The organism is Paraburkholderia sp. GAS448, from assembly GCF_050435685.1.
Lineage (GTDB): Bacteria > Pseudomonadota > Gammaproteobacteria > Burkholderiales > Burkholderiaceae > Paraburkholderia.
This window is the reverse complement of sequence record NZ_JBNDKT010000027.1, coordinates 36,322-58,247: the sequence shown is the minus strand read 5'-3', so window position 1 is coordinate 58,247 and position 21,926 is coordinate 36,322. Positions and strand designations below refer to the sequence as shown.

At 57.5% G+C, this 21,926-nt stretch carries 17 protein-coding genes and 2 pseudogenes; 3 read left to right on the top strand and 16 right to left on the bottom strand.

The window, feature by feature from the left end; genetic code table 11:
• Nucleotides 1-222 precede the first annotated feature (222 nt).
• From P3T23_RS34270 to P3T23_RS34245, 6 genes are all read right to left on the bottom strand, one after another.
• Nucleotides 223-2,685 (bottom strand): efflux RND transporter permease subunit, encoded by a 2,463-nt coding sequence (locus P3T23_RS34270; RefSeq protein ID WP_429320506.1) that lies wholly within the window; start codon nt 2,683-2,685, stop codon nt 223-225.
• On the bottom strand, nt 2,682-3,797 hold the full coding sequence (locus P3T23_RS34265) for a WD40/YVTN/BNR-like repeat-containing protein (RefSeq protein WP_429320505.1): 1,116 nt from the start codon (nt 3,795-3,797) through the stop codon (nt 2,682-2,684). The genes P3T23_RS34270 and P3T23_RS34265 overlap by 4 nt, the downstream gene beginning before the upstream one ends.
• A gap of 80 nt (nt 3,798-3,877) precedes the next feature.
• Nucleotides 3,878-5,251, bottom strand: coding sequence for a DUF1329 domain-containing protein (locus tag P3T23_RS34260; RefSeq protein ID WP_429320504.1), 1,374 nt, complete (start codon nt 5,249-5,251; stop codon nt 3,878-3,880).
• A gap of 312 nt (nt 5,252-5,563) precedes the next feature.
• The gene (locus tag P3T23_RS34255; RefSeq protein ID WP_429320503.1) at nt 5,564-6,361 is read right to left on the bottom strand and encodes a crotonase/enoyl-CoA hydratase family protein; all 798 of its coding nucleotides are present in this window, start codon (nt 6,359-6,361) and stop codon (nt 5,564-5,566) included.
• 44 nt (nt 6,362-6,405) lie between these two features.
• Nucleotides 6,406-6,999: a GTP cyclohydrolase I FolE gene (folE, locus tag P3T23_RS34250; RefSeq protein WP_429320554.1), complete on the bottom strand. Its 594-nt coding sequence runs from the start codon at nt 6,997-6,999 to the stop codon at nt 6,406-6,408.
• A 104-nt stretch (nt 7,000-7,103) separates the two neighbouring features.
• A complete protein-coding gene (locus tag P3T23_RS34245; RefSeq protein ID WP_429320502.1) occupies nt 7,104-8,807 on the bottom strand; it encodes a DUF1302 domain-containing protein in 1,704 nt (567 codons plus the stop codon).
• 770 nt (nt 8,808-9,577) lie between these two features.
• On the opposite strand from P3T23_RS34245, the gene P3T23_RS34240 reads away from it, so the two are divergent.
• Both P3T23_RS34240 and P3T23_RS34235 read left to right on the top strand, forming a co-directional pair.
• The gene (locus tag P3T23_RS34240) at nt 9,578-10,327 is read left to right on the top strand and encodes an electron transfer flavoprotein subunit beta/FixA family protein (protein ID WP_429320501.1); all 750 of its coding nucleotides are present in this window, start codon (nt 9,578-9,580) and stop codon (nt 10,325-10,327) included.
• Between the two features lie 111 nt (nt 10,328-10,438).
• Nucleotides 10,439-11,374: an electron transfer flavoprotein subunit alpha/FixB family protein gene (locus tag P3T23_RS34235; protein ID WP_429320500.1), complete on the top strand. Its 936-nt coding sequence runs from the start codon at nt 10,439-10,441 to the stop codon at nt 11,372-11,374.
• A gap of 690 nt (nt 11,375-12,064) precedes the next feature.
• On the opposite strand, the gene P3T23_RS34230 is transcribed toward P3T23_RS34235, so the two are convergent.
• The 8 genes and pseudogenes from P3T23_RS34230 to P3T23_RS34195 form a co-directional block, all read right to left on the bottom strand.
• Nucleotides 12,065-13,264, bottom strand: coding sequence for a cytochrome P450 (locus tag P3T23_RS34230; RefSeq protein ID WP_429320499.1), 1,200 nt, complete (start codon nt 13,262-13,264; stop codon nt 12,065-12,067).
• 235 nt (nt 13,265-13,499) lie between these two features.
• The gene (locus P3T23_RS34225) at nt 13,500-14,270 is read right to left on the bottom strand and encodes an SDR family NAD(P)-dependent oxidoreductase (protein WP_429320498.1); all 771 of its coding nucleotides are present in this window, start codon (nt 14,268-14,270) and stop codon (nt 13,500-13,502) included.
• A 24-nt stretch (nt 14,271-14,294) separates the two neighbouring features.
• The gene (locus P3T23_RS34220) at nt 14,295-15,146 is read right to left on the bottom strand and encodes an SDR family NAD(P)-dependent oxidoreductase (RefSeq protein ID WP_429320497.1); all 852 of its coding nucleotides are present in this window, start codon (nt 15,144-15,146) and stop codon (nt 14,295-14,297) included.
• 16 nt (nt 15,147-15,162) lie between these two features.
• Nucleotides 15,163-16,683, bottom strand: coding sequence for an aldehyde dehydrogenase (locus tag P3T23_RS34215; RefSeq protein ID WP_429320496.1), 1,521 nt, complete (start codon nt 16,681-16,683; stop codon nt 15,163-15,165).
• Nucleotides 16,684-16,808: 125 nt separating this feature from the next.
• Entirely contained in the window at nt 16,809-18,062 is a 1,254-nt protein-coding gene (locus P3T23_RS34210) for a cytochrome P450 (protein WP_429320495.1), read from the bottom strand.
• A gap of 517 nt (nt 18,063-18,579) precedes the next feature.
• On the bottom strand, nt 18,580-18,915 hold the full coding sequence (locus P3T23_RS34205; RefSeq protein WP_429320494.1) for a hypothetical protein: 336 nt from the start codon (nt 18,913-18,915) through the stop codon (nt 18,580-18,582).
• Nucleotides 18,912-19,220, bottom strand: a complete 309-nt coding sequence (locus P3T23_RS34200; RefSeq protein WP_429320558.1) for a hypothetical protein — start codon at nt 19,218-19,220, stop codon at nt 18,912-18,914. Before P3T23_RS34200 ends, P3T23_RS34205 begins: the two co-directional genes overlap by 4 nt.
• A 291-nt stretch (nt 19,221-19,511) precedes the next feature.
• Nucleotides 19,512-19,743, bottom strand: a pseudogene (locus P3T23_RS34195) (IS110 family transposase); the annotation flags it as partial.
• A 75-nt stretch (nt 19,744-19,818) separates the two neighbouring features.
• On the opposite strand from P3T23_RS34195, the pseudogene P3T23_RS34190 reads away from it, so the two are divergent.
• Nucleotides 19,819-20,079: pseudogene (locus tag P3T23_RS34190) on the top strand (DDE-type integrase/transposase/recombinase); the annotation flags it as partial.
• Nucleotides 20,080-20,163: 84 nt separating this feature from the next.
• Here P3T23_RS34190 and P3T23_RS34185 read toward each other — a convergent pair.
• Both P3T23_RS34185 and P3T23_RS34180 read right to left on the bottom strand, forming a co-directional pair.
• Nucleotides 20,164-21,123, bottom strand: coding sequence for a dimethyl sulfoxide reductase anchor subunit family protein (locus P3T23_RS34185; RefSeq protein ID WP_429320493.1), 960 nt, complete (start codon nt 21,121-21,123; stop codon nt 20,164-20,166).
• A complete protein-coding gene (locus tag P3T23_RS34180; protein ID WP_429320492.1) occupies nt 21,120-21,926 on the bottom strand; it encodes a 4Fe-4S dicluster domain-containing protein in 807 nt (268 codons plus the stop codon). Before P3T23_RS34180 ends, P3T23_RS34185 begins: the two co-directional genes overlap by 4 nt.

Below are 21,926 nucleotides of genomic sequence, written 5' to 3'. Positions count from 1 at the left end.
CAACTGGTCTGGGTCAACGGAGATCCCGACATCCACAACGTCCGCCTCGGACTCAAGCTCGTTCCACCATGGCGGCTGCCGCCGTACCGGGTCCAGCCACAGCGAACCCGCATGAATTGGCGGGGCGGACGGGTTGCTCGACAGATGGGCACATCGCATACGCCTTCCTGTCCGCACGACAAAGCTTCAGGGGGGATACATTCCGCACCGCGCAGGATGCGCTCAGGCCCGTACCTGCTTCTCAGATCCCAGCTTGCACCGCGTTTTTTTTTCCACCGCCCGAACCGACACGTTGCGCAGCAGGAAATGGGACAACGAAGGAATCAGGACCAGCGCACCCACCATGTTCCAGATAAACATGAAGGTCAACAGGATCCCCATGTCCGCCTGGAACTTGATTGGCGACCACGCCCAGGTGATGACACCCGCGGCCAGGGTCACGCCTACCAGAGCCACTACCTTTCCGGTAAATCCAACTGCCGTCCGGTAGGCCGTTGGCAGATCCATTCCAGCTCGCTGCTGCGCAAGCTGGACGCTTAGCAGGTACAGCGCATAATCCACGCCGATGCCCACGCCCAGCGCGACGACTGGCAATGTGGCAACCTTGACGCCAATCCCAAGTATTACCATCAGTGCCTGACACAGAACCGACGTCACGACAAGGGGTATGACCGCGACAATGGTGGCGCGCCAGCTACGAAAGGTAATCAGGCAGAGCAGGATGACTGCTGCATACACGAACGCCAGCATGCGCTCATTAGCCTGCAGGACTGCGATGTTGGTTGCCGCCTCGATGCCGGCGCTGCCGGCGGCAAGCAGGAACTGACGGTCGCCGTTGCTATGCGATCTGGCGAATGAGTCGGTAACCTTCACCACCTGATCCAAGGTAGTCGCCCTGTGATCCGCCAGATATGCAATCACAGTTCCCGCCGTACTGTCAGCATTCATCAGTCCCGGATCGTTCGTCTTCAGGTCGAACGTTGCCTGGGACGACAACGAAGCCTGACGGCTCAAGGTGAACCACTTCGGGCTACCTTCATTGATGCCAGACGTCCCATAACGCGCCATGTCGGCCGCGGACATCGTACCCTGCACAAAGGGTAGCGCGCGGAGCTGCTGTTCAAGGCGATCTTCCTCTGTCAGCGTGGGAAAGCTGCTCATGCCGTCGGGCTTCGTCTTGACGATTACCGCAAAGACGTCGCTTGACAAGCCGAACTTACGCGAAATGAAAGCGTTGTCCCGGTTATAGCGTGAGTCCGTACGCAGTTCAGGAGCGCCGGGATCAAGATCACCAGTTTGCAGGTTCAGACCAACTACAAATCCGGCTATGGTCAATCCAGCAGCAACGATGAGTGCTCCCGCCGCCCAGCGGCGCGTCGTGAACCGATCGAGGAAGCTCCAAAGGCGATCCGGGAAGACCGGATTTTCGACAGACAGTTGCTGAGCGCGCAGACTACGATTCGCTGCGGCACGACTTACTCCCGTGAAGGACAGAACCACCGGTAGAAGAACGAGGTTGGTAAAAATCAGCAGGCCGACACCGATGCTTGCCGTCATGGCGAGATCGCGAATCACCGGAATATCGATGATCGTCAGAATCCCAAATCCGACCGCATCCGCCAATAGCGCAGTGAGCCCCGCGAGAAACAACCGTCGGAACGTATAGCGCGCGGCCACATATTTGTGCATTCCACGGCCAACATCCTGCATGATCCCGTTCATCTTCTGCGCGCCATGCGAAACGCCAATGGCAAACACCAGGAAGGGAACCAGCACCGAATAGGGATCCAGTGAGAAGCCAAGCAGATTGACGATTCCGAGCTGCCAGACGACCGCGGTCAGTGAACAGACCAGCACGAGCACCGTGCTGCGCACACAGCGCGTATAGAAAAGGATCGCAGCAGCCGCAACCATCGCCGCAACGACAAAGTACCGGCTCATCTTGCCGATGCCGTCTATCAGGTCGCCGACCAGCCTCGCGAATCCAGTAATATGAATGCCAATCCGGTCCGACTGATGGGAGAGCACCTGTCTATCCAGATCCCTCGAAAGGGCTTCATAATCCAGCGGCTCGCCGGTCACCGCGTTCTTTTCTATCAGCGGCACCACGATCATGCTCGAGTGCTGATCGTTCGACACCACACTGCCGACAATCCCAGCCAGCAACACGTTACGCTTGAGCTGCTCCAGCGATGCGGGCGAACCGGTGTAGTCCTGCGGCATGACCGCACCGCCGCGATAGCCCTCCTCCGTAATCTGCGTCCACCGCACCGATGGTGTCCAGAGAGACTTCATGAACAGCCGGTCCACCCCCGGCATCAGAAACACCGCGTCGTTGATTTCACGCAGCGTACGCAGGTACTCCGGGTCGTATATGTCGCCCTTCCTGTTCTCGACCACGATGCGCACGGTGTTACCGAGTCCGCGAGCAATGTTCCTGTTGTCGAGATAGTTCCGGATGAAGGGTTGCGATTGGGCCAGCGTCTTCTCGAAGCTCGCGTTGACCTTCAGGCGTATCGCCTGCGAACCCAGCAAGGCGGTTAGCAACAGGCAAATCAGAACAATGGCGAGGCGATTGTTGAAGATCAGGCGTTCAAGGACATTGCCGGAGCGCGAATCAAACTCTTCGAGCCGCCTCGTGACCGTTTGCTCGGCCGATGCTTCCGTCCGATCGGATTGATTCATTGCGAAACCTCATTAGACGTCGCTGTGCGTTCTATGCCTACCTGCTCCACATCGATGCCTTGCAAACCTGCGAGGACCAGGGATCGAGGACCGAGCGCATCGATGGCTGTAAAAAACATGGGATGTGAGACTGCCTGCGTCTGGAACGTCAGCCCCTGATCCCGGCTTACCAGCAAGCTACCCGCAGAGCTGCCCAGAACAGTCATGCCGTCGACTATCGCTGCGGTCGTGAAGCTGTCCTTCACGGGTGTGTCGACATGCTGCCAGGTGGCGCCCCGGTCGACGCTTCGATAGACCGTTCCGCGCAATCCGGCTGCCACCATGAAGCCGTCCGTTCCAGCGACATCGAAGAAGCTCCCCTTGTACCGCGCCGACACCGCAATGAACGATTGCCGCTCCTCGTCGTAGCGGTACACGCCGCCCTGCTCACCGGCAATGACAAGATCGTTGCCTATCTTCCTGATCACGTTTAGATTCAGAAAGTCCTTGTTATCTATGCGATCCAGCCACGGCAGCCAATGCTTGCCGCCATCATCCGTGGCCACGATCATGCCAAAGGATCCGACCGCGATCCCGTGCCGGGGATCGGCAAAGTAGACACTTAGAAACGGCAACGAAGTATCGCCTTGGGTATTGAGTTGCACTTCCTTGAGAAACGGCGCTGCGGAAGTATCGCCCGAAGCAATTCTCTTTCTGTAGTACGCAGGAAACGTGACAACTGCCACGCGGTTGTCGAACTGCTTCGTCCACGTTTGGCCGCCGTCTTCCGTGTGCAGAATGACGGCATCGTGACCCGTCGCCCATCCCTGATCTGGATTCACGAACTGCACGGCTACCAGATCGGTCTGCACTGGAACTCGGGCCTGGTGCCACGATCGGCCTTTATCGTCTGAAAAGATGATCAGGCCACGCAACCCGACAGCCACGACCCTGGTGCCCGTATTCGTGATTGCCATCAAAGGCTGGCTCGTTATTCCACGGAAGCCGAACTGCTGGACCGCAGGGACATCCAGTGGGTCCTGGAACGCTTTTTTATCTGCTTGCGCGTATACCAGAATCGAGAGAAGGACGGCCACTGTCGAAGCGGCAAAGTACGACCATAATTTTTTCATCAGGTACTCCGGAGTGCCGGTGCCAGCGTCGACGTTGCGTGCTGCCGCCCCTAAACATGAATAGCTCGCGCTTCACACTCCTAGCGCACGCCCGCGTTCATAAGACCGGACGGCGTAAAGCGCGACGTATCAGGCAACTTTGGGCCACTCTTCTCATACCCAGTGCCAAATTCACCGCCGAAAAAGTACGACCCCTTGGTTAAATCCACAAAGGCGTATCGGGCATCAGTGAGATACGATGCGGCGGGGTCGTAGATTACGGATGGGAAATCGATGCCGATCCGGTACAACTGCCCGGCGTGGTCGTACTCATCAACTTCGTCGAGAATCCACGAATCTTCATCGACGTAGAAGGTCCTGCGCGACATGATGTGCCGTTGCCCCGACTTCAGCGTAGCCTCCACCACCCAGACGCGGTGCTTCTCGAAGCGAACCATATCCGGGTTCGGAAATTTTCCGGTGAGAAAGCCTTGTACAGGAGTAGATGGCATGTACGGCTTATAGACGTTGTAGGGAATATAGATCTCCTTCTTGCCGATGAGCTTGAAGTCGAACCGGTCCATGCGCCCGGAGAACATGCCCACTTCGTCGTAGGTCAGGGCGCCATCGAAGTTCGCCGCAGGCGTGTCATACGTAAATTCCGGCGCTGTACGCACACGACGCTGACCGGGCGTGTAGAGCCAGTTCAGGATATCGGCCTGGCTATAGTTGAGCGAATAGGAGAGGATGAGGTTATAGCCTACCTGTGAGGACGGCGCATTTCCTACCTCCAACTGCTTGAGGTAGTACAGGTCGGGGACACTCGTTGCGCTCGGGTCGTAATACTGATTGCAATACGTGCCCGTGAAAGTGCCCAGCAGAGTACGACCCCCGTCTGGTTCCACAAGATATGATTCGTTGCGCACAATGCGGCCAGCTGACATCCAGTGAAGATAAAAATTCCACATTACCTCGTAGCCATTCTTCGGTATCGGAAATGGAATGCCGCCGTAGGCACCACTTACGCCATCCCCCTCAATCGAGCCGACGAGATGCGCCTTGGTGGCGTTCGCCGACGAGTTCTTCAGCACCCAATCCGGATAGGGTGCGGTGCGATGTGTCGGATACACTTCCATCCGATAGTCCGGATATTTCTTGAACATCGCGATCTGACCCGCGCTGAGGTTGGACTCATGCTCCGCCATGTTCTTTGCGTCGATCGTGAAGATCGGCTTTTCGCTGGCGAATGGATCGGGATAAACGGTGCTGCCGGCCTTGTACCCTGGACCGGGCTCCGTCAGCCCCCCGCTGTAGGCCGGGATTGACCCGTCGGCGTTGCCCGCTTTCTCTGCACCGAAATCCGTCAACGTTGTACCAAGACTCTTCGCTGCGTCAGCGTCGACGGCCGCGAACGCCGTGCCGCCGCCCTGCAGGCCAGCGAAAAGTGCGACCAAAAACCATATCTTCCGTTTCATTGCCTGCTCCTCCATGGATTTGCTACCGGGTAGTGACAGCCGTAGCCGACACTCCTCTTTTTTCGTCTCCGACTCTCGATTCCGCTCACGCACTCCGCCCACCGGGAGTGCGCGGACAACCCCAAGGTCGCCGCCTCCTTCCGGCGACCGAATCCGGCCTCTACTAAACTGACTATACGTCATTTATTTGAAAATATCGACTAGCAATCTCCCTAAATTAATGCCTCAGTAATTTTTAAGTGATGATCCGTCATCTTTCAGTCGATGTGCCAAATGCCGATTCCCGCACGCTTCCGCCATGTGCGCGAGAGACTACTTTCCGCGAAAAGTAGGAGCCCGCTTTTCGATCAGCGCACTCACCCCCTCGATGTGATCATCGGTCAGGTGACACAATGCCTGCGCCGTTGCGGACATTTCCATTACCGCTTCATACGAAGCGGCGCGGCCGTGGCGCATCAAACTCTTGGCGACGCGCAACGCGTGTGGCGGCTGCGCCGCGATGTGCTGTGCAAGTTGGAACGCCGCATCCAGCAGTTCTGCGCCCGGAGCGACCTGCGAAACAAGGCCCCACTCCGAGGCGGTTGCCGCATCGATCAGCTTTCCGGTATAGAGCATCTCGGCAGCCCGGCTGTATCCGACGACACGTTGAAGCAGCCAGCTTCCGCCATCGCCTGGGATCAAGCCAACTTTTAGAAACGTCACCCCAAAGCGCGCGTCATCCGAAGCAATGCGAATATCAGCGAGACACGCGAGGTCACAGCCGAGGCCAACAGCAGCGCCATTGACAGCAGCAATCAACGGCATCTCAAGACCGTAAATCGCACTGCTCAGCGCGTGAAACTCTCGTCGGTACCCTTCTCGAATATCGACCCCATTACCCGCGAATGCCCCCTTCTTTTCAAGCATGGACTTTACGTCGCCGCCAGCGGAAAAGGAGCGCCCCGCACCAGTTAATACGGCGCAGCGAATATCGCGGTCACGATTGATTTCGTCACAAACCCCACGAATGGCCTCCCCGTCTCCAATCGCACCCAGCGCGTTCATGGACTCGGGACGATTTAACGTAAGTAGCGCAACGTGGCCACGCTTTTCAACCAGCAGCAGACTCATGAAAACCTCATCAATGGGCCTCACTTCTTAAATGAAGCGGTAATCTATTCCTTGCGGACTATCGAAAGGAATTCGCGGCGCGTGGAAGGATCCGTACGGAACGCACCAAGCATGCGGGAAGTGACCATGTCCGTGCCTGCCTTTTGGACCCCTCGCGTCGACATGCACTGGTGCGCCGCTTCGAGCATCACCGCAACGCCCTTCGGTTGCAGAACCTCGTTCAGAGTATCGGCAATCTGCACCGTCATCTTTTCCTGGATCTGCAATCGCTTCGCAAAAGCATCGACAAGTCGCGCGAGTTTGGAAATGCCGACCACGCGGTGCTCAGGAAGGTATGCCACATGCGCGCAGCCGATGATTGGCACCATGTGGTGCTCACAATAGCTCTCAAACCGGATGTTCTTCAGGACAATCATCTCGTCGTAACCGTCGACTTCGGAAAACGTACGCATCAGCAATTCACGCGGATCTGCCTGATATCCTGCGAAAAACTCCTTATACGAGCGAACCACCCGTGCCGGAGTATCGAGCAAACCCTCCCGCGCAAGGTTGTCTCCCGCCCACCTGATCAAGACACGGACGGCCTCTTCGGCCTCCTGCATGGATGGTCTGGCGCGCAAGTCCACCATCTCCCGCATCACATCACTAATATTCTCTAAGTTCATATACGTACGTTTGGGCTGGTGCACTTTGATTGACGCCACCTGCCACCGCATATAACCGGCGGGGTAGCACTAGCCATCTAGAATGCCGCCTGAAATGTGAGTGATACCCATCCCCTGTCGTTGTAGAAATAGGTCCCATTGCCGCTCGTATAGAAGGACGCAGCTCCTCCATTAACCGAAGTGGTGCCGCCATTTGTGTGAGCGTGATAGCCGTTATACTGAAGCGTGACGTTGTATTTGTTTTTTATTAACGCATGAATACCTGCTGTATAGATAATTGCACCCTGATTCACCGAATTCCCGAGGCTAGCGGTGTTCCCGTAGATGCCATATTCCACAAATAGGGGCATGTCGATATCGACGTTAGGGAATACTTGCAGCCAGGTAGGGTCGAACAGGGCTGCGACCGAAACCGAGTTTCGCGTGGAACATCCATCCCACTTGTTTCCGGTCGGGCATCCCAGCGGGTTGCCTGTTCCGTTGTACAAAGCGCCGTTACTGGTAATCGATGTCAGATGCGTTGCTGCGATTTCCGCAGTTACGGAGCCAGTCTGCCAAAGCGGCGTCCGCGTAAGCCCGGCAATGACATTCGCAATTACGTTGATCGTATCGCCCCGGGCACCCGCAGAGCCGGCGAGGTCGCCCGGAAGGGGCCCAGTTGCGCTGTTGAGTGCCGTGTGCTGACGATACGAGACCTCAAAGCCCGTACTATAGTTTCCGATCTGCTTTTCGAGACTCAGTCCGTAAAGATGTACGTCGGTCGCGTAGGCGAGGTGATAGTTCGTTGCCCCGGTTGCGGGATTCTCGCCGAACAGCGGCGCCCAAGGTTGCACCTCATCAAAGCGACGATAGTACGCGTCAAGCGTGCCGCGTAACCAGTCGGGACTCCAGGAAGCCTTGAAACCATAGTTGGGATTGGTGTTACTCGGCGCAAAGTCCGAACCGCGAGGAATGGAGCCGCCTAGAAACTGGGGTCCATTGAACAGAAACCCAGCGGTGCCCAGATAGGTTCCACCTTCCGGGTTCAGGTTGTGAACCCGCTCGAACAGGTACTGACCTTCTAACGTGAACGTCGGCGTGACCTGGGTACTTACCAGAAGTTGCGGTCGTGGAAGCGCCAGTTCTTTGGCGAGCGAACCGGGTTGACTCGATCCCTTGATATTGTCAGCGGCATTCTGCGAATAGGAGATACCCTGAGCGCCGAAGAACAGTGCGTTTCCCCAGAATTCCGTCAACTGACCAACCTTGACGGTCGTGCTGTGTCCTCCAATGTCAAAACGGCCAAATGCGAACGCGTCGAGCAACTGTATTCCCTGCTCGTAGTACCGGGTGGTGTAACTCGTATACCGGTTGTTTGCATACGAAAACAACGACGAGTATGGAACGCCGGGTGCGAAGTTGCCGGGGTTCGTGTTGACATTATTGTCGTACGCAAAATCCTTGAATATCGACGCGCTTACCCGAAAGCCGTATTTGTCGTTGTAAACCGCATCGAACTCGGAGAGGTCACTGACACGGTTCGTGACGATATCGCCGGCATGCGCAAACTTGTAATCGGACTCCGCAAAAACCGGATTGTTGCCGATCCCCGGATTGATGCCGTGAGCACGCACCCCGAGGTTGTATGTCACCGTGTTGTCCCAATTGACAACCCAGTCGGGATCGAGCGGTAACTCGACCGCCTGCACGGAACGAAGTCCACCGGTCAGTGCCAGACAGACGACTGCGGTCGAACACGGGATTCGTAACGATGTGCGCCTACTTGCCTGCCAAGGTTTCATTCCTGTCTCCTGATTTAGTTTATTTGTTCGCCATTTCCGTGCCGGTTCGCAACGATCGGGCGGCGGCAAATCGGGTAAATGGCGTACTGCAGCGCTCCAGGCAACTAACCATTACTTCGCAGTCGCAGCCTGATCGCACACCCGGGCGCCCTCGGGACTCCGGTTCTTAGCCCGCTGGATACGCGGCGAAGTACCTGCGTCATCGCTGACCACTCGCTGCCTTTTCCCACGTCTGACACCCACCACGACAGACAATACAATCTGCCACCCGCAGCCGCCATAATTTCATGACACATCGTCAGTTTATTTTGCGTTTTTGTGGGGTGTCAATAGGAGATTTCTCACCGATCAATCTGCAGACCTATACTGAAACGCGACGTATCACATTGTTTTTATGGTATTTTTTATGTATTACACAGCAAATTCGAGTCTAACGAATCGGTATAGGGGATACCCGTAAGATGATCATTTTCAGGGCACAGTCGTTGCATAACTGATCCTCAATCAGCTATATTCAGGCTCATGAGTGGGGAGGCTGTCCGGGGCCCACTATCGAATACGCTCATGAAGACTCGTGCGAGCTCCGGCACTCTCGCAGTCAAATAAGGCAGTTTTGATTTAGCGAGCCAGGCGCCCGAGCGGATCCTCGCGAAAATGTCGGCGGCCGTTCATATGTCGATCGGCTGAGCTCGCATGGCCCATGGGACCGACCAGCAAGGCGCAAGAATCGGCACAGAACCTGGTAGTCATCGTACGTAAGGAGAGAAAACGTGAAGATCTTCGTGGCAGTGAAGAGAGTCGTCGATGCGAATGTGAAGGTCACTGTGAAGTCGGACAACACGGGCGTCGACATTGCCAATGTGAAGATGTCGATGAACCCGTTCGACGAGATCGCGGTGGAGGAAGCCGTGCGTCTGAAGGAAGCGGGCGTGGCGACTGAAGTGATCGCCGTGTCCTGTGGTATCACGCAGTCGCAGGAAACGCTGCGCACGGCGCTGGCGATCGGCGCAGACCGCGCGGTCCTGATCGAGTCGAACGAAGACCTGCAGCCGCTGGCGGTGGCCAAGCTGCTGAAGGCGCTGGTCGACAAGGAACAGCCTTCGCTCGTGATTCTCGGCAAGCAGGCCATCGACGACGACTCGAACCAGACCGGCCAGATGCTCGCCGCGCTGGCGAACCTGCCGCAGGCGACGTTCGCGTCGAAAGTGGTGGTGGCGGATGGCAAGGCCACGGTGTCGCGTGAAGTGGATGGCGGCGCGGAAACGCTGTCGCTGACGCTGCCGGCGGTGATCACCACCGACCTGCGCCTCAATGAGCCGCGCTACGTGACGCTGCCCAACATCATGAAGGCGAAGAAAAAGCCGCTGGAGACGCTCAAGCCCGAGGACCTCGGTGTCGATGTGACGCCGCGTCTGAAGACGCTGAAGGTGGTGGAGCCGCCGAAGCGCAGCGCCGGCGTGAAGGTGCCGGATGTGAAGACGCTGGTCGAGAAGCTGAAGACCGAAGCCAAGGTGCTTTAAGGACATGGGACCAGAGTAAGTGCTCTGCATGGGACCAAAGTAGGCGCTAAAGCGCCAACTCTGGTCGACACGCTAAAGCGCTAACTCTGGTCGACACAGGAGACGGAAGAAATGACGAATCTGGTAATAGCGGAACACGACAGTGCGTCGATCAAGGCGGCGACGCTGAACACGGTTGCAGCGGCGCAAAAGATCGGCGGCGACATCCACGTGCTGGTCGCGGGTCACAACGCGCAGGGCGCGGCTGAAGCGGCAGCGAAAATCGCAGGCGTATCGAAAGTGCTGCTGGCCGATGCGCCGCAACTGGAAGCAGGTCTGGCGGAAAACGTCGAAGCGACGGTGCTGAACATCGCGAAAAACTACTCACACATCCTCGCGCCGGCCACGGCTTCGGGCAAGAACATCGCGCCGCGTATCGCGGCGAAGCTGGATGTCGCGCAGATCAGCGACATCACCGCCGTGGATTCCGCGGACACGTTCGAACGCCCGATCTACGCGGGCAACGCGATCGCCACGGTGCAGTCCGCAGACCCGATCAAGGTCATCACAGTGCGCACGACCGGTTTCGACCCGGTGGCAGCCGAAGGCGGCAGCGCAGCGGTCGAGAAGATCGAAGCGGCGGCCGACAGCGGCCTGTCGCAGTTCGTGAGCCGCGAAGTGACGAAGCTGGACCGTCCGGAGCTGACTGCAGCGCACATCATCGTGTCGGGTGGCCGGGGTCTGGGCAGCGGCGAGAACTACACGAAGGTGCTCGAGCCGCTGGCGGACAAGCTGAACGCAGCGCTGGGCGCATCGCGTGCCGCAGTGGACGCCGGCTTCGTGCCGAACGACTACCAGGTGGGCCAGACCGGCAAGATCGTCGCGCCGCAGCTGTATGTGGCGGTCGGCATCTCGGGCGCAATCCAGCATCTGGCGGGGATGAAGGACTCGAAGGTGATCGTGGCGATCAACAAGGACCCGGAAGCGCCGATTTTCAGCGTCGCCGACTACGGTCTGGTGGGCGATCTGTTCACCATCGTGCCTGAACTGCGGGCGAACCTCGAATAGCAGGGTAACCCCAAACATCGGGAAGAAGGTATGACTGAAGGCGCTCATTTCGATGCGAACGCGCGCAAGGAGGCCGCGGCGTGTGCAAACGCCGAAGACGCCGCAGTGTGGCGGTGGTTTTCTAACCTCTATGATCAAGGTCTGATACGCTGGTGCAGAACGAATCGAGGCTGGCTCATAAGCGTTGCCCATCGACACGTAGCGACCACGGCGACTTTCGACGAAGGGATTCGGGAAGCCATGGCACGAACACAGGACGCCGGTCGACAACGAAACAGGAAGAATCGTACCCGCATAGGCGAGGAGGAACTACGGTAAAGCCTGCTGTGTACGCTATGCTCTGATCCGAATCGATTCCCTCGAACGCGTACCCAACCACCGCGCCTATATCACCTGTTGCATGTCTGCCGGGATACCGCTCGTTTTGCGGCGAACCGACCAGGGAGAGGGCTCTATGATTTCACCCGTGCCGGTCTCGTCGGTCATAATGACGCGCACTAGGATCTCCCTCTGGCTCGCTGCGCTCGGCGTCCAACGAATGCCAGTGCTGTGCAGCGTAAACCCCGTGAACTGAGTAACGAAACAGGAACTCACGCCGCTGGCAGCCGGACAACCAACCCGAACTGGTCCAGTTACACCCAATGCATCACAGGTATAAATCGCGTTGAAATCTCCTCAATTGTCGCGCATCTATTTGCGCACTTCCCACCGCAGTGGCAACTGTTTGATCGCATTGATGCGACCCGATTTGACGACCACCTGTGAGTCACCCGAAATCTCGAAATGCGGGATCCGCTGCAGCCATTCCTGCAGAAGAACACGCAGTTCGACGCGGGCGAGTTGCGCCCCCAGGCATCGATGGATACCCGTCCCGAAGCCGCCGTGAACTTTGTTTTGCCGGCGAAAGTTGACCGTCATGGGGTCCTGAAAACGGTGCTCGTCAAGGTTGTAAAGCGCAGCCGGCAGTAGCACCAGGTCGCCTTTGCGCATTGGAAGACCCTTGTATTCGAAGTCCTTGGTGACCATACGCCCGAAGTTGGCAATGCCGTGTCGCCGCAACAGTTCCTCCACCGCGTCCGGAATCAAGGCGGGCTCCGCGACGAGTTGCCTGCAATGTTCCGGATTGCGTGCCAGAAAATTCATGAAGAATCCCATTGACGAAACCACGGTATCGAGGCCACCAAACATCACGTTGGCCGTCATGCTCAGCACCTCGACTTGCGTCAGCTGACGATCATCAATGCGCGCTCCCAGAAGATAACTGATGAAATCGTCACCCGTCTGCCCCTCACGCTCGGCAATGCGGTCCTGGAGATAGGCCATCATCGTGTGCACGGCGCGCATGAACGACTCAGGATCGGGATCCCGGCTAAGCCAGTCCGCAGCGGGTAGCAACAGCTCGGCGTGTTCCAGCGGCAGTTGCATCATCGTAAGGAACGTATAGATTGGCATCCGCTGCGCAAACTGGGTCTGGAACTCGCACCCGCCCTGCTCGATAAATCCATCAATCAACTGTCGACTCAGGCCACGCATCTTTTCTTCAAGCTGCTGCACAGATTTCGGCGAAAAGAACGGCTGCAGCAACCCCCGATAGTCGGCATGCTCCGGCAGATCCGCCTCCCCCGGAAAGAACCTCATATCCCGCTCCTCACGAGACATGGCAACACCCTTATTCGAAAAGTGCTCGGTATCACGCCAGCCCTCGGCTATATCTTCAGCCCGCGTGAACACCCAATGCCCCTCATTGCGCGGTGTATAAAAAATTTCCGGCCCCTCGTGCAACCGCTTCCAACCCAAGTGAATATCGTCATTCACAGGTTCGACAGCAAAATAGTCAAAATCCGTGATCAGATTCGCTGGAATATCCGGGACAACCTGTTGGCTATGCATTTGAGAGATCCTTAAGCAGATTCATACTGAACCACGGGTTCGATCATCGGAGCCGTCTGGATGTACTGTACGGCGACCCCGATTGGACACGTCGCATGACGCGCATCCTCGGGCCCGGGTACCCGCACACATGCCGCGGGATAGTGGCCGGGCCGACAGACAGCGCAGAAAATTCCTTCGCATCAACGCGGGGCGGCCGCGGGTCATTGCGCATATGACGAAAGCTGCAACAACATCAGGCCAGAAACCGTGGATGGCCCAACAGCGAATTGCCACCGCTATAGTTGAAGATCTGCCCCGTCTCGAAGAATTCATCACGCACCAGCATATAGGTCATTGCAGCGATGTCGTCCGGGCGGGTAATCCTGCCCAGCGGCGTCAGATCGACGAAACTTTTCTCGAAAGCGTCCGGGTCCATCCCGAAATCGCGCACCCCTTTGCGCGAAAGTTCCGTCGGCACCAGCGACGGGATAATCCCATTGATTCGCAAGCGTTTGTGGCGATATTCCACCGCGGCGCCCTGGACGACGCGATCGCCGGCCCGCTTCGACGCTGCGTAACCGACGATTCCTGACAATGGATCATAGGCCGACAGAGAGGAGATATTGACGATGGCCCCACCATCGACGATAACCTCAGCGACATGCTTGATGAACATGGCCGGCCCGATGAAATGCATCTTCGCCATATGCATCAAATGCTCTTCCGTCAGGTCCTTGAACGGGATGCGAGGCGCGAACCCGGCCGCATTGACTGCGATGTCAAGACGACCGTAGGTATCCTTTGTGTGCGCAACCAGATCCGCAATCCTTCGCTGGTCAGTAATATCCGCTTCAAGCGCCAAGCCGCCGATTTCCCCTGCCAGAAGGTGCAGGTGTTCGGCACCTAACCCCGAAACAACGACCTTTGCACCTGATGCAGTCAGGCGCCGCGCCATGGCTTCACCCATTCCACCTGGCGTCGATGCGCCGAGCACGATAGCAACCTTCTTCTCGAGATCCTTCACCTGAATTCCTTTCTGCGATGTGTTTCAGACCTTTCCCGGCGTGCGCTTATGCATCGGAAGCGGCCCATCCGGCCATTGTCGCTGGATCGAGTCGCGTCCCTCGCGGTAGCGCTTTTCGATCAGCTCCATCGAATAAGGGTGTGTCCAGATGAAAAACTCCTCCGTCTGGATCCCCTTGACCACAAGTTTTCCGACGGTCTCCGGGCTCATCCCATAAGCCTCGAGTGCTGCATGGTTCTGATCGCTGCCCTCGAATGCGCTGCCGAGTTCCGCCGGACGATTACGCCCGGCGTCCCACAAATCCGTGTTGATGATGCCCGGACACAACACGCTGAAGCCAATGCTCTCGCCGTATTCCAGGCGAAATGCGTCGGCGAAGCCGAGTACCGCATGCTTCGTGGCGACATAGGTCGCGACACCTTTGGTCGGCGTACCCACCGCGTGATGCGAGGCCGTATTGCAGATCCAGGCTTTCGTGCCGCTGGCCAGGAAGCGCCTGCCGAACGCGCGACAACCGTTGAATACGCCATACACATTCACCTCGAACTGCCAACGCAAATCGTCGTCGGTCGCATCAAATCCAGCGCCTGTCGCGATAACGCCTGCATTGTTGCAGAGGATTTCAACGTGTCCCAACTCGCGCCACGCCATCTCGGCCAACTGCTCAACCGATTCGGAGCGGCGCACATCGCAGAGAAAGGGACGGGCCATCGTCCCCTTCGCTTCAAGTTCGGAGCAAACCGCTTCGGCCCGATCGAGTTGCACGTCAGCGACCACGACACCACGAGCACCGGCATCGGCAAGCGCCAAAGCAATTCCTCGACCGATTCCGCTGCCTGCGCCTGTCACAACGCATCCCTTCTGCCTGATTTCCATGCTATCCCCGATTGGCTCAGTGCCGCATGACGAACGGCTGATTGGTATCCGGCTTTCCGCAAATCCAGACGGTTTTGGTTTGCAGCCATTCCTTGACCGCCTCGATGCCGCCTTCCCGGCCAACGCCACTGTGTTTATAGCCACCAAAAGGCGTAGCGTAGCTGCCGACCCGATACGTATTAACCCAGACCGTGCCGGCCTGAAGGCGCTCCGCTGCACGCATTGCCTTTCCCATATCGGAGGTCCAAACGCCAGCAGCAAGGCCGTAGGGTGTATCGTTGGCAATCTGGTACGCCTCCTCCTCAGTGTCGAAAGGAATGATCGAGAGCACGGGGCCGAACACTTCCTCACGAGCGATGCGCATGCCGTTATGAACATCGGTGAAGATCGTCGGCTCCACGAAGCGCCCTCCTTCTGCGCCAGGACCACAATACGGTCCGCCACCAAGCACGCAAGTCGCTCCCTCCTGCCTCGCGATGTCGATATAGTGGAGTACCTTTTCGTATTGCTGGGGCGTCGCGATGGGACCGACGTGAGTCCCTGCCAGCATCGGATCGCCGATACGCGCCGCCCCTGCCAGCTGGACGAGACGATCGACAAAACGATCATGAATCGAACGTTGAAGCAACAACCGCGAACCTGCGATACAGGTCTGGCCGCTGGCTGCGAAAATGCCGGCGATGGCGCCGACCACTGCGGCGTCGAAATCGGCGTCGTCGAACACGATATTGGGCGACTTGCCACCCAACTCGAGCGCGACATGTTTGAAATCGCGCGCGGCGGTCTCGTTAATGACCCGCCCCCCGGCCTCCGAGCCGGTCATGGCGATTTTTGCAACGTCCGGGTGCTCGACCAGCGCCGCTCCGGCTTCATTCCCGTACCCCGTGATGACGTTGACCACCCCGGGCGGAAATCCGGCTTGTCCAAATAGTTCGGCAAACTGAATAGTTGAAGCAGATGTAAATTCGGATGGCTTGATGACGGCAACGTTCCCAGCCGCCAATGCAGTGGCAAGTTTGTGTGTCAGCAACAAGAGCGGAGAATTCCACGGGGTAATCAGCCCGACCACGCCCAGAGGCTCGTGGCGTGTGTAGGCGAGCATATTCGGCTTTCCTGTGGGGATGACCGATCCTTCGATCTTGTCGCACAGTCCCGCATAGTAGCGATACCAGTCTGACATGAGCTGCATTTGCGGTAGCATCTCGCTATATAGCTTTCCGTTGTCGCGGACCTCCGCCGCGGCGAGCGACTCGGCATGAGACTCAATCAAGTCAGACAACCGGACAAGGGCACGGCCACGCTCCGACGCTTTCAGCGTGTTCCATACCGGTAGCGCTGCCTTAGCCGCGGCGACGGCCTGACCCACGTCTGCCTTCGTGCCTCGGGCAATCTCGCCCCAGACTTTACCGGTATACGGGTTGTCCGTCGGAATGTATTGTCCGGATGCTGGCGTATGCGTGCTGCCCGCGATATACATGTCGTATCGTTGCACGTCGCCTGACACTTCTGCGTCCGAAGATGTGGGGTTGTGGATCATCGCTCTCTCAGTTCACGACAATAGAAAAGTTGCAACGGAGCGCTGTCAGAAACGATGCGCCGATGATGCGAGATGCACATCAGGCGAGTCGACTGAAGGCCGCCGTGTTCGAGGAATTCGACAACCTATGGATTAGGCTTAACCGGGCTCCAGCACAGAGGAAGCGTTGTGAGCACCAACGCTTCGCTGGCGATCGCCTGGACCTTCGCCCCCGGCAGAATGCGGAAGTCTGGAATCCGCTTTAGCCATTCCTCGTAGGTGATGCGCAATTGTTGACGAGCGATGTTCGAACCGATACAACGATGCGGGCCCGCTCCGAATGCAATATGCGTATTCGGCGCGCGGTCGATGTCGACGTCCAAAGGATGCTCGAATGCGCGCTCGTCCAGGTTACTCAGCGGCATCGACAGGATGACATTGTCACCCTTGCGAAACAGCACGCCATTTACTTCGATGTCTCGAGTAACAAATCGGTTTGTCGCGATCTGGCTGTAGCGACGCAACAACTCTTCGATCGCGTTGTGGATCGCGGAAGGCTCGCTCACCAGCCGCCGACGCAATGGCTCATCAATCGCGAGATGCCGGAAGTGAAGACTGGTTGCACCGGCAATGGTATCCAGACCCGCCAGAAGAAAGAAAAAGAAAAGCCCAAAAATCTCTTTCTCGGTGAGCGGGCGTCCGTCAATACGTGCATCCAGCACGATACTGATAAGATCGTCGCCACGCTCTTTCGCGCGACGAGCGATCAATTCCCGCTCGAACGACATCAACCAGTCAATTCCCGCCTTGCGCGTCTCTGCATCATATCCGCTATGCAGAATCTTCCTGACGTTTCCCATCACTTCAAGGGTTTCTTCAACCGAGATGCCGAGAAAATGGCTGAAAATTCCGGCCGGCAGCTTGCGAGCGAGCTGCACGAAGTCCACTCGTCCGTCGTTCAGGACTTCTTCGATCACACGAATTGTGTGACTACGCATATGCAATTCCTGCGTCTTCACCCGGGCTGGCGAAAACAAAGGATTGAGCAGCGAACGGAACTTGGCATGGTCCGGCGGGTCTGCCTCCACTGGGTAAGCAAACCATTCCTTCCCACCCAGCGCGCGATCGAAACCCGAGATCCGCTGACTCGAGAACGTCTCAGGATCCTGCATGATGGCCTGAATGTCCTTGCGGCGCGTTACCACCCAGTTGCCCCACTGTGGGTCCTTTGCAGTGTGGGTAATGTAGAAAATATCGGGCTCGTCGTGGAATCGATCGGCGTAGTCCCGCTGTGGGTCCTCGCCGACTGCAATCTGATAGAAATCCACATCCCGCACCAGATGGGCAGGAACATGCGGGGGGACCCGCGGGGTCGAATTAAGATCAAGTTGATCTGACATGATACGTTCCGTCTCTCTCATCTATTCCAAGATGCACAGGGTCACACCTCAGATGTATGGATAGGGTACTTTTTGGTAGCTTGCGTAGTTCTCCGCATCACGCGAAAAGAAAAGCTCCGCGTCGTATTTCTCACCCAGGTCCTTCAGACGTTACATCGACGCCGATGCCTGCGGCTCGTCGGGGTTTTTAGCCTGAATGCACATCATGTCAAGATTCTTCTTTGTATAAGACGCATCAGCGGCGAAAAGCATCGGCCGGCGATGTGCCAGCTTGACCATCAGACTGTAACGTCCAGCGGTATGGCCTAACGTTTCAAACAGTTACACGCCCCTGGCAATTTCCTGGTCACCGTCAACGTCTCAAAGCGCACGGACGGATATCAAATTTGCCCCTTCCCATCACGTCTTCCTCCTGTCGATCACGATGATGTGGCGCGAAGGTCGTGTCAGAGTAGCCAATTTTTTCTGCCTCTCTGTGGAAGCGGAATGCTTTGAACCTACATTTGCGACAGATTGTTTAAGCATGCGAACAATGTTTGTTGCCGCCGCAATGATCCATACTGCAGTGAGAGTTGATCACACGCGTAATTTCCGAACGGCGCTTCTTCAACAAGTCGCGTTGGACGGGCATGCTTTGAAGCGCCGATTGGACTGGTTTTGTGAATGGCACAGTCTTGCAGGTATGGTCACAATCAAAACCAGCGTCAAAAATAAACCGACCGTCTGCGTGGCCTATCGGCACGCCGTATACAGGAAAGCCCTCGTCGCCCGTCACACCGGCGTTGAGATAGAGACAGAAGCGATCCAGAACCATGCCACCACCATCAAGAAGATAAATCTTCGTCTCTTTCACGCCAAACTTCCGCCTTGAAATGTCACCTTATTGGGTTGATTCACGTTGCCGATACAATAATAACTGACGCATCGCCAGTTTTCCTCGGTACATACCCTGACAATCGCCGCCGAAGGTCCGACAGGCGGAACGACTCCCGATGCGCTCCTGATGGGTGATCCGCATTCAGCTCGCGTATTGTCGCGCGGCGCTTGATGTCGGGGCCGCCAGTTGAACAAATCCAGATCAAATAGAGAGGCTATGCTGGCGCCGCGCCATTCAAGCATCTGCTGCGTGGACAATTTCAATTCGTCCATCAGCGCCATGCAGTCGAATACGCCTGCATCCCCGAGCAGCGTCGTCGTACCGGTAGCGCACCCACGCCCGCAATATGCGAGCGGGATCGGAATTCCCTTTGCCTGAAAAAGGTCTGCTACGGCCCTCCCGTCCCCGTTCGCAGATTGCAGGTTCAAGGGTACTGTCACGTTGTTGGCATGTTGCCAGAAATGCAGCGACAATTCGGGGGATGAAACGATTGATTTGGCGCGGGAATCGAAGCTAACGTTATCTCCAAATTTCCCTCTGTCGACTCCAGCGGATGTCCTGCTGCTCGACGGTTGGGGACCGATCAGCCGGACTTCTGTTCCCAGTGACTGGAAACGGCGGGCCCAGTGGTGAGCCGTGCTGCAGGCTTCCATAACGACCAGCCCCGGCTAGAGCGTACGCACGGATTCAGGCAGCGAGCCGCGCGAGACCCTCGCCCGAAGTACGGCCCGTCTGCGCCGATCGGCCCCGTGGAGCTGGAAAACCTGTTTTGGCAATATTGATGCCGAGAATGTCGATTTCCATGATGAACCTCCACACGTCAGATTGACGTCCGTCAGTGTCTCCCGGAGGGAGGCATCTGGTTCATCTCAGTAGAACCAGGCCGAGGGCCTGCTGCCTGAAGACACAAAGGTTCGATCATCGAAATGTCTCAATGACATGATCGAGCTGGACCATCGCAACGCCGAGTCCAGAACGAAAGCGATGCTCGATTTCAAACGATTCAGGAGCGCGGCGACCACCGTTGCGGGCATTGAGCTGATGCACCACATTCGTAAGGGGCAATTTTACCTGGGCAGCTTGCGCCTCAAAGATACCACCAAGCCTGCCATCTGGAATGCGGCGCTCGCTTCACAATAAGGTATCCTGATCTGTTGGCATCAGCTCGCCGAAACTATCTATTTGCCCCAAAGCCCGCTGTCGAAAATCAACATGACAAGCGCCTCAGGAAACCTGCCGGTAGTACAGATTCTGCGGATGTCGGGCTTCCGCGAAAAAGAACCAGCGTTCCGCGACGAGCCCCGCATACTGGACAGCGCACGCCGCAAACAGCAGCCAGGCTGACGTGGCGAACGAAGACGAACCGGCACCCAGCGCAATCAGCACAAACGGCACGGCGAACGCGGCGACAAGGAACGTCCACTTGATGTGGCGCAGTGTTCGCGGTGTCTGCCCGTGAAAAAACTCGCGCAGATTGAATGCACCTGCTGTGAACCCCCGCGACTTTTGCACGACCTTCGCCGACTTGATGCCCGTTGCGCTCTGCACCGTCGATTTCGGCCGCAACCGCGCATTGCGCACCAGCGACGCAACACGGGTCGCACACCCGCCAAGCGTCAGCGCACAGGCACAGACCGCGAGCGCGACAACGAGCGACGGTGCGAGCCACGCAGCGCAAGTCGTAGCGAGCGTGAAACCCGATGCGCAGCCGAGCAGCATGAAGTTCACCATCGTGAGCGGCGTGGCCCACTCCTGCAGGAAGCGCAGGCACGCATAAATCATCGCGGTGCACACGAACAACGCGACGCTCGCAAGCACACCCGACGCACCGATCGCCAGCGACCACGGGGAGCCAAACCAATGCGCGACGCCGTACGCAAATGCGCAAGCAAGGAACACGGGGAGCGCCAGACATTCGCGAGAAAGCCACGACGTGCGCCACATCGCGATCGCTCGCCAGGCGCGCTCCGGATGTCCGAGATGGAAGAACGAGGCCAACAGACCCAGCCCACCAAGGACGACGGCCAATGCCGCACCCAGTACAAAGAACATCTGCGGCGGTGCTGAGCTTGCGGCAATCAGCCCAAGGTGCATGGCGAGTTCGACACCGAACAGCGCGATCAACAAGCCCTGCCCTGCACCGCTCAGCGTGGTCAGGAACACGACCGAAAATGCAGGCTTCATGCGTGCCTCCCAAGACCCAGAATATTGAACACGCGTCCCATCATCCCTGACGCCGATTGCCGCTCGTCAGCGTGTAGTCGCTCTTGCTCCAGTTTGGTACCGAGGGTGGCCGCGGTACTCAGTCCTTCTGCGAATGCAGCCTCTGTGCTGCCAGACTTGCACGAGCACGACTCGCTGCCGCATGAACCTGTTTTCTGACGCGGCAGATAGTGATTTGCCGGCTTGGTGTCCCACTCTGGCATCAGTTGATACCCGCCGCGTTCACGAATCGCCTGCGAAACCACCGAATCCGGGTCATGAATATCGCCGAAGATCCGCGCAGAGGTCGGGCATGCCAGCACGCAGGCAGGCTTGCGGTCACGTTCGGGCAGTGCCTCGTTGTTGATGCGGTCGGCACACAGCGTGCACTTGGTCATCTCCTTGCGTTCTTCATCGAGCTCGCGAGCGCCGTAAGGACACGCCCACGCGCAGTACTTGCAGCCGATGCATTTGTCGAAATCGACCAATACCAAGCCGTCCTCTTTGCGCTTGTAGCTCGCCCCGGTCGGACACACCGGCACGCACGGCGGGTCTTCGCAGTGCAGACACGACTTCGGAAAGTGAATCGTGTCGGTGAGCGGATACTCGCCGGCTTCGAAGGTCTGCACGCGGTTGAAAAACGTGCCCGACGGATCGGCGTCGTAAGGACGAAAGTCGGCCAGACTGCCTGCCTCGCCCGACGTATTCCATTCCTTGCAACTCGTCACGCACGCATGGCATCCCACGCAGACGTTAAGGTCGATTACCAGCGCCATCTGTGTCAT

Bases quoted from the DNA above. Each gene is read 5' to 3' on its own strand.
- P3T23_RS34270 (WP_429320506.1), bottom strand. From the start codon at position 2,685: ATGAATCAATCCGATCGGACGGAAGCATCGGCCGAGCAAACGGTCACG.
- P3T23_RS34265 (WP_429320505.1), bottom strand. From the start codon at position 3,797: ATGAAAAAATTATGGTCGTACTTTGCCGCTTCGACAGTGGCCGTCCTT.
- P3T23_RS34260 (WP_429320504.1), bottom strand. From the start codon at position 5,251: ATGAAACGGAAGATATGGTTTTTGGTCGCACTTTTCGCTGGCCTGCAG.
- P3T23_RS34255 (WP_429320503.1), bottom strand. From the start codon at position 6,361: ATGAGTCTGCTGCTGGTTGAAAAGCGTGGCCACGTTGCGCTACTTACG.
- folE (WP_429320554.1), bottom strand. From the start codon at position 6,999: ATGCGGGAGATGGTGGACTTGCGCGCCAGACCATCCATGCAGGAGGCC.
- P3T23_RS34245 (WP_429320502.1), bottom strand. From the start codon at position 8,807: ATGAAACCTTGGCAGGCAAGTAGGCGCACATCGTTACGAATCCCGTGT.
- P3T23_RS34235 (WP_429320500.1), top strand. From the start codon at position 10,439: ATGACGAATCTGGTAATAGCGGAACACGACAGTGCGTCGATCAAGGCG.
- P3T23_RS34230 (WP_429320499.1), bottom strand. From the start codon at position 13,264: ATGCATAGCCAACAGGTTGTCCCGGATATTCCAGCGAATCTGATCACG.
- P3T23_RS34220 (WP_429320497.1), bottom strand. From the start codon at position 15,146: ATGGAAATCAGGCAGAAGGGATGCGTTGTGACAGGCGCAGGCAGCGGA.
- P3T23_RS34215 (WP_429320496.1), bottom strand. From the start codon at position 16,683: ATGATCCACAACCCCACATCTTCGGACGCAGAAGTGTCAGGCGACGTG.
- P3T23_RS34210 (WP_429320495.1), bottom strand. From the start codon at position 18,062: ATGTCAGATCAACTTGATCTTAATTCGACCCCGCGGGTCCCCCCGCAT.
- P3T23_RS34200 (WP_429320558.1), bottom strand. From the start codon at position 19,220: ATGGCGCTGATGGACGAATTGAAATTGTCCACGCAGCAGATGCTTGAA.
- P3T23_RS34185 (WP_429320493.1), bottom strand. From the start codon at position 21,123: ATGAAGCCTGCATTTTCGGTCGTGTTCCTGACCACGCTGAGCGGTGCA.
- P3T23_RS34180 (WP_429320492.1), bottom strand. From the start codon at position 21,926: ATGACACAGATGGCGCTGGTAATCGACCTTAACGTCTGCGTGGGATGC.